This is a genomic window from Micromonospora sp. NPDC048063 (assembly GCF_043202855.1).
Classification (GTDB): domain Bacteria; phylum Actinomycetota; class Actinomycetes; order Mycobacteriales; family Micromonosporaceae; genus Micromonospora.
On the sequence record NZ_JBIDBG010000027.1, the window covers coordinates 40,426 to 47,657 of the forward strand.

The 7,232-nt window shown below is 74.0% G+C and carries 8 protein-coding genes; 7 read left to right on the forward strand and 1 reads right to left on the reverse strand.

Going from position 1 to position 7,232, the window contains the following annotated elements:
* Positions 1-44: 44 nt before the first annotated feature.
* The 5 genes from ACGFZ2_RS32825 (at position 45) to ACGFZ2_RS32845 (ending at position 5,158) form a co-directional block, all read left to right on the forward strand.
* Entirely contained in the window at positions 45-1,214 is a 1,170-nt protein-coding gene (locus tag ACGFZ2_RS32825; protein ID WP_393263153.1) for an acyltransferase domain-containing protein, read from the forward strand.
* Positions 1,211-2,155, forward strand: a complete 945-nt coding sequence (locus ACGFZ2_RS32830; protein WP_357450886.1) for a beta-ketoacyl-ACP synthase III — start codon at positions 1,211-1,213, stop codon at positions 2,153-2,155. Before ACGFZ2_RS32825 ends, ACGFZ2_RS32830 begins: the two co-directional genes overlap by 4 nt.
* 84 nt (positions 2,156-2,239) lie before the next feature.
* Positions 2,240-2,479 carry an acyl carrier protein gene (locus ACGFZ2_RS32835; RefSeq protein ID WP_007072348.1) on the forward strand — a complete coding sequence of 80 codons (240 nt, stop codon included), beginning with the start codon at positions 2,240-2,242 and terminating at the stop codon, positions 2,477-2,479.
* A gap of 2 nt (positions 2,480-2,481) precedes the next feature.
* Entirely contained in the window at positions 2,482-3,708 is a 1,227-nt protein-coding gene (fabF, locus tag ACGFZ2_RS32840) for a beta-ketoacyl-ACP synthase II (protein ID WP_393460555.1), read from the forward strand.
* A 61-nt stretch (positions 3,709-3,769) separates the two neighbouring features.
* Positions 3,770-5,158: an acyl-CoA carboxylase subunit beta gene (locus ACGFZ2_RS32845; RefSeq protein WP_393460558.1), complete on the forward strand. Its 1,389-nt coding sequence runs from the start codon at positions 3,770-3,772 to the stop codon at positions 5,156-5,158.
* A gap of 55 nt (positions 5,159-5,213) precedes the next feature.
* Here ACGFZ2_RS32845 and ACGFZ2_RS32850 read toward each other — a convergent pair whose 3' ends face one another.
* The gene (locus tag ACGFZ2_RS32850; RefSeq protein WP_393263158.1) at positions 5,214-5,432 is read right to left on the reverse strand and encodes a hypothetical protein; all 219 of its coding nucleotides are present in this window, start codon (positions 5,430-5,432) and stop codon (positions 5,214-5,216) included.
* Positions 5,433-5,520: 88 nt separating this feature from the next.
* Here ACGFZ2_RS32850 and ACGFZ2_RS32855 point away from each other — a divergent pair, with 88 nt between their 5' ends.
* Both ACGFZ2_RS32855 and ACGFZ2_RS32860 read left to right on the forward strand, forming a co-directional pair.
* Entirely contained in the window at positions 5,521-6,423 is a 903-nt protein-coding gene (locus tag ACGFZ2_RS32855) for a MerR family transcriptional regulator (RefSeq protein ID WP_393460561.1), read from the forward strand.
* Between the two features lie 73 nt (positions 6,424-6,496).
* A complete protein-coding gene (locus ACGFZ2_RS32860; protein ID WP_393460564.1) occupies positions 6,497-7,144 on the forward strand; it encodes a lipoprotein in 648 nt (215 codons plus the stop codon).
* Positions 7,145-7,232 lie beyond the last annotated feature (88 nt).

Here is a 7,232-nt window from a genome sequence, read left to right on the forward strand (position 1 = left end):
GGGCGGCACAGCGCTACCCGCGCGTATCCGGGAGAGTCATAGACGTGCTCGCCGTACTCTCTCCCGGCCAGGGTTCCCAGAAACCCGGCTTCCTGACCCCCTGGCTCGACCTGCCCGGCGCCGAGGCCCGGCTGCGGTGGTGGTCGGCGATGGCCGGGGTCGACCTGGTGCACCTCGGCACCGCGGCCGACGCCGACGAGATCAAGGACACCGCCCGCACCCAGCCGCTGCTGGTCGCGGCGGCGCTGCTCGCGGCCGAACACCTGCCGATGCACGACGTCACCGTCACCGCCGGCCACAGCGTCGGCGAGCTGGGCGCGGCGGCGCTCGCCGGGGTGCTGCCCGCGGAGGCGGCGATCACCCTCGCCGGCGTACGCGGCCGCGAGATGGCCGCCGCCTGCGCGCTGGAGCCGACCGGGATGGCCGCCGTGCTGGGCGGGGAGCCCGACGACGTGCTCGCCACGATCGCCGCGCACGGGCTGCACCCGGCCAACCGCAACGGCGCCGGCCAGTTCGTCGCCGCCGGCGCGGTCGCGGGCCTGGAGAAGCTCGCCGCCGAGCCGCCGACCAAGGCCCGGGTGATCCGCCTCAAGGTGGCTGGCGCCTTCCACACCCCGTACATGGCCCCCGCCGAGGCGGCGCTCGCCGCCGTCGCCGCCGGGATCACCCCCGCCGACCCGACCCGGATCCTGCTGTCCAACATCGACGGCGCCGCGGTCGACCACGGGCGCGACATGGTGCAGCGCCTGGTCCGGCAGGTCACCGCGCCGGTGCGCTGGGACCTCTGCATGCGCACGCTGGCCGACCTCGGGGTGACCGGAGTGATCGAGCTGCCCCCGGCGGGCACCCTCGCGGGCCTGATCAAGCGGGAGCTCAAGGAGAGCGGCCTCCCGGAGATCGTCACCCTGAACACCCCGGACGACCTGCCCGCCGCACGGGACCTGATCGCCCGGCACGGGATGGCGCCGAGCCACGAGCCGACCATGCAGTTCCGCGTGGTGGTGGCCCCGTCGGCCGGCACCTTCGAGCCGGCGGAGGGCCTCGCCGAGGGCGACACGCTCGACACGGGGCAGGTCGTCGGCCACATCGCCACCCGGCAGGGCCCCGTCGAGGTGCCCGCCCACGCCAGCGGGGTGCTCACCGAGTGGCTCGCCCACCACGACGACCCGGTCGCGCCGGGCCAGCCGCTCGTTCGCATCGGAGGTCACGCATGACCGGCAGCCGGATCCTCGCCATGGGGCACTACCAGCCCTCCCGAGTGGTCACCAACGACGAGATCGCGCAGCTGGTGGAGACCAGCGACGAGTGGATCCGCGACCGGGTCGGCATCGTCACCCGACGGATCGCCGACGGCGAGTCGGTCACCGACATGGCCGCCGCCGCCGCCGGCAAGGCACTGGCCAACGCCGGCCTCACCGCCGCCGACATCGACCTGGTCGTCGTTGCCACCTGCAGCGCCGTCGACCGCAGCCCGAACGTCGCCTGCCGGGTCGCCGCCAAGCTCGGCATCACCGCGCCCGGGGCGTACGACATCAACACGGCCTGCTCCGGTTTCGCCTACGCGCTGGGCACGGTGGACCACGCCGTCCGGGCCGGCGCCTCGCGCAACGCCCTGGTGATCGGCGCGGAGAAGCTCTCCGACATCGTCGACTGGACGGACCGCTCCACCTGCATCATCTTCGCCGACGGCGCGGGCGCCGCCGTGGTGACGGCCACCGCCGAGGACGAGCCCGCCGGCATCGGCCCGGTGGTCTGGGGCTCGGCCCCGGAGAAGAGCGACGCGGTACGCATCGAGGGCTGGCGCCCGTACATCCAGCAGGAGGGGCAGTCGGTCTTCCGCTGGGCCACCACCGAGCTGGCGCCGCTGGCCCGGCAGGCGTGCGAGCGCGCCGGGGTGGACCCGTCGGAGCTGGCCGCCTTCGTGCCGCACCAGGCCAACGCCCGGATCATCGACGGCATCGTGAAGCGGCTCGGCATCCCGAACGCGATCATCGCCAAGGACATCGTCGAGTCCGGCAACACCTCGGCGGCGAGCGTGCCGCTGGCCCTGTCCAAGCTGGTGGAGCGGCGGGAGGTGCCCTCGGGCGCCCCGGTGCTGCTCTTCGGCTTCGGCGGCGGCCTGACCTACGCCGGTCAGGTCGTCCGCTGCCCCTGAAGCCCCTCCGGCGCGCCAGCGCCGGGGAGTGACGGCCGGCGTCGTCGGCCGTCGAGTGAAACCGATGAGAGGAACCAAACCGCAATGACCCGTGACGAGATCACCGCCGGCCTCGCCGAGATCCTCGAAGAGGTTGCCGGGGTGAACCCGGACGACGTGGCCGAGGGGAAGTCCTTCACCGACGACCTGGACGTCGACTCGCTCTCCATGGTGGAGGTCGTGGTGGCGGCCGAGGAGAAGTTCGGCGTCAAGATCCCGGACAACGAGGTGCAGAACCTGAAGACCGTCGGGGACGCCGTCAGCTACATCGAGGCGCAGTCCTGATCATGGCGCACACCGACGTCGTCGTCACCGGGCTCGGCGCGACCACCCCGCTGGGCGGGGACGTCGCGTCGACCTGGGACGCCATGCTCGCCGGCCGCTCCGGGGTGAGTGCCCTCACCCAGGAGTGGGCCGAGCAGCTGCCGGTCCGGATCGCCGCCCAGCTCGCGGTGGATCCGGCCGGCCTGCTCGACCGGGTCAAGCTGCGCCGGCTGGACCGTTCCGAGGCGATCGCGATCATCGCGGCGCAGCAGGCCTGGGCGGACGCCGGCCTGGCCGACTCCGGGCTGGACCGGGAGCGGCTGGGCGTCAGCGTCGGCTCGGGCATCGGCGGCGCGCTGACCCTGCTCGCCCAGGACGACATCCTGGAGGCGTCCGGGCCGCGGCGGGTCTCCCCGCACACCATCCCGATGCTGATGCCGAACGGCCCCGCCGCCTGGGTGGGGCTGGAGCTGGGCGCGAGGGCGGGGGTGCACTCGGTGGCCAGCGCCTGCGCGACCGGTGCGGAGGCGATCGCGCTCGGCCTGGACATGATCCGCGCCGGCCGCGCCGACGTGGTGGTGGCCGGCGGCACCGAGGCGGTCATCCACCAGCTGCCGATCGCCGGCTTCAGCTCGATGCGGGCCATGTCGACGCGGAACGACGAGCCGGAGCGGGCCTCCCGGCCGTGGGACAAGGGCCGCGACGGCTTCGTGCTCGGCGAGGGCGCGGGCATCCTGGTGCTGGAACGCGCGGACCACGCCGCCGCCCGGGGAGCCCGGGTGTACGCGCGCCTGGCCGGGGCCGGCATCACCTCCGACGGCTACGACATCGTGCAGCCGCACCCGGAGGGGGAGGGCGCGATCCGGGCCATCGCGAAGGCGATCGCCGACGCGGACGTCGCCAGGTCCGACATCACGCACGTCAACGCGCACGCCACGTCGACCCCGGTCGGTGACGTGGCGGAGATCAAGGCGCTGCACGAGGCGCTCGGCGACCACCCGGTGCTGTCCTCCACCAAGTCGATGTCCGGTCACCTGCTGGGTGCGGCGGGCGCACTGGAGTCGATCGCCACCATCCTGGCGATCCGCGACAGTGTCGTGCCCCCGACGATCAACCTCGACGACCCGGACGACGGCCTCACCCTGGACGTGGCCGCGAACAAGGCGCGCCACATGGACATCCCCGCCGCGCTGAACAACTCGTTCGGCTTCGGCGGGCACAACGTGGCTCTCGTCTTTACGCGGGCCTGAGACCACAGCCTTGGAGGCTCACGTGACCACCACCGCCGTTGGTGCGGACACTTCACCCGTCGTGGACCACCGAGATCCGGAGTTGCGGCTGCGGGCGCTGTTCGATGCCGGTTCGTTGCGGTTGATGGCGCCCCGGGACACCTCCGGCGTCCTGTGGGCGCGGGGCGAGATCGACGGCACGCCGGCGATCGCGTACGCGACCGACGCCACGCGGATGGGCGGGGCGATGGGCACCGAGGGGTGCCGGCACGTCGTGGACGCCATCGACACCGCGGTGCGGGAGCGGGTGCCGGTGCTGGGGTTGTGGCACTCGGGTGGGGCCCGGCTGGCCGAGGGCGTGGTGGCGCTGGACGCGGTGGGTCAGGTCTTCGCCGCGATGGTGCGCGCGTCGGGGCGGGTGCCGCAGATCTCGGTGGTGCTGGGGCCCGCGGCCGGCGGCGCGGCGTACGGGCCGGCGTTGACCGACATCGTGGTCATGAGCGGGGCCGGACGGATCTTCGTGACCGGTCCGGAGGTGGTCCGCAGCGTCACCGGTGAGCAGGTCGACATGGAGCGGCTGGGCGGGCCGGAGCCGCACGGCCGCCGCTCCGGGGTGGTCCACGTGACGTGCAAGGACGACGAGTCGGCGCTGGCCGAGGCGCGCAAGCTCGCCGCGCTGCTGGGACGCCAGGGTCGGCTGTCGCCCGACGACGTGGCGGTGGAGGGTGACCAGGGCCACGACCTGGCGGCGAAGATGCCGGTGGAGACGAACCGGGCCTACGACGTCAAGCCGGTGGTCAAGGCGCTGCTGGACGCTCCCGGGGTGGAGCTGCACGCCAAGTGGGCGCCGAACGTGGTCACCACCCTGGGCCGGTTCGCCGGCCGCACCGTCGGGGTGATCGCCAACAACCCGCTGCGCCTGGGCGGCTGCCTCGACGCCTCCAGCGCCGAGAAGGCGGCCCGGTTCGTGCGGATGTGCGACTCCCTCGGCGTGCCGCTGATCGTGCTGGTCGACGTGCCCGGCTACCTGCCTGGCCTCGGCCAGGAGTGGGACGGCGTGGTGCGCCGCGGCGCGAAGCTGCTGCACGCCTTCGCCGAGGCCGTCGTGCCCCGGGTGACCCTGGTGACCCGCAAGGCCTACGGCGGGGCGTACATCGCGATGAACTCCCGCTCCCTCGGGGCCACCGCCGTGTTCGCCTGGCCCCACGCCGAGGTCGCCGTCATGGGGGCCAGCGCCGCGGTCAACATCCTGCACCGCAAGAAGCTCGCCGCCGCCCCCGCCGAGGAACGCGAGACGCTGCGCGCGCAGCTGATCGAGGAACAGACCCGGGTCGCGGGCGGCGTCAACCGCGCCCTGGAGATCGGCGTGGTCGACGACGTCATCACCCCCGCCGAGACCCGTCGCCGCATCGCCGAGGCCCTCGCCGCCGCCCCGGCGGCCCGGGGCGCGCACGGCAACATCCCGCTGTAGTCGCACGTACCGTCGAGGGGCCCGCGCTCACCCGAGCGCGGGCCCCTCGCGTCGCTCAGCCCCGGTTACGTGGGTGCCGGCGGGCGGTCCGCTCGTTGCCCCGGCGGTAGTTGCCGGTCCACCGGGCCATCGCGAGCTGCGGGTCGTCCTCGACCTCCGCGAGGAACTCCGCCGCCCGGCCGCCGCGCAACGTGCCCGCCACCCGCCCGTGGTGGGTGATCACCACGGTGCCGTCCGACCGCTCGGCGTACGCGAAACCCTGTGCCGTTCCCATGTGCGCAGAGCGTGCCAGGCGCGGCGGGCGACCGCGAGCCCGTTTCCGGGTTGACTCTCCAGCGGCTGGAGACAGGAGGCTCTTCGACGTGGACGACCGCACCGACCTGTTCACCATCGGGCAGCTCGCCCGGCGGACCGGCCTCTCGGTCCGGACCATCCGCTTCTGGTCCGACCTGGACCTGTTGCCCCCGACCGGCCGGTCGCCGGGCGGCTACCGGCTCTACGACGCGGCCGCCGTGGCCCGGCTGGAGCTGCTGCGCTCCCTGCGCGAACTGGGCATCGGCCTGGACGACGTACGCCGGATCGTGGACCGCCAGTCCACCGTCCGGGACGTGGCGCAGGCGCACGTCCGGGCGCTGGACGCGGAGATCCGGACGCTGCGGCTGCGCCGGGCGGTGCTGCGGTCGGTCACCCGACGTGGCAGTACGACCGAGGAGTTGAGACTCATGAACGACCTGGCCCGCCTCTCCGCCCGGGAGCGGCAGCGGATCATCGACGACTTCGTGGCCGAGGTTTTCGACGGCGTCGACGTCGACCTGGGTGCCGGCCTGGCCCAGGCCATGCGGGCGCTGCCGGCGGACCTGCCGGACGAGCCCACAGACGAGGAGGTGGACGCCTGGCTGGAGCTGGCCGAACTGGTGGCCGACCCGGACTTCCGCCGTCGGGTACGCGAGATGGCGGTGGCCGGGTCGGCCGACGCGACGGCGCCGCCGCCGGAGCCGATGCCGTCGGTCGAGCCGGCGCGTGCGGCGCTGGCCGCCGGGATCGACCCGGCGTCGCCCGATGCTCGGGCGGTGCTCGACGAGATGGTGGACCCGACGCTCACGCCGGACCAGCGCCGGGCGATGGCCGACGGGATCGCCGCCTTCACCGACCGGCGGGTGGAGCGGTACTGGCAGCTGATCGGCGTGCTCAACCGGCGGGAGCCGTTCCCGCCCGCGGTGCCGGCCGTGGAGTGGCTGGTCGCCGCGCTGCGCGCGGCCCACTAGGTCAACCGGGTTGACGCGGGCCGTCCGCCCCGCTTTGATGGGCCGGCTCTCATCGTCAACGGGGAATGGACACATGGAACGACGTACCCGCACCGCCGTGCTCGCGGCGCTGACGATCGCGCTGACCGGCGCCTGCGCCGACGCGAAGGAAACACCGTCGGCCGGCGGCTCGCCGTCGGCGTCGGCCGCGCCGAGCACCACCGCCTCGCCGGTGACCCCCGGCCCACCCTGGCACGACGAGGTGGCCGCCGCGGCCGCCGGCACCACCGTCGGCCAGAAGGGCACGCCCTGCGAGCTGCCGATCACCTTCTCGCTGCCGGCCAGGTGGAAGGTCGAGGCGGTGCAGGGCTCGACGGAGTTCGGCGAGCCGACCGTCGGCAAGGCCAGGATGCTGTGCGAACTCGACGCCCGGCCGACCGGCGACCTCGGGTTCCTCCGGGTGTGGCGGGTCGACGGGGTCGCCGGCGGCGCCGAGGCGCACCTGAAGCACTTCGTCGAGGCGTACGCGCCGAAGGCGACGGGCGCGCAGTACCGGCGGCTGCGGGCCGGCACGCTGGACGCCGTCGAGGTGAGCTACACGGCGGACGGCGACACGGACCGCGCCATCGCGTTGTCCTCCCTCTACGGCCCGGTCGTGTTGAGCCTGGACGCCCCGGACCCGGAGGACCTGCTGCCGGCGTACCAGCTGGTGAAGCAGTCGGCCCGGATCAACCGCGACTGATTCCCTATCGGGGATCGGCTGTCAAGGTGCTGGCTGGCTTGACGGTGTAGGTCGGCTGGTTGGACGATCGCTGGTGGGGGAGGTCGCC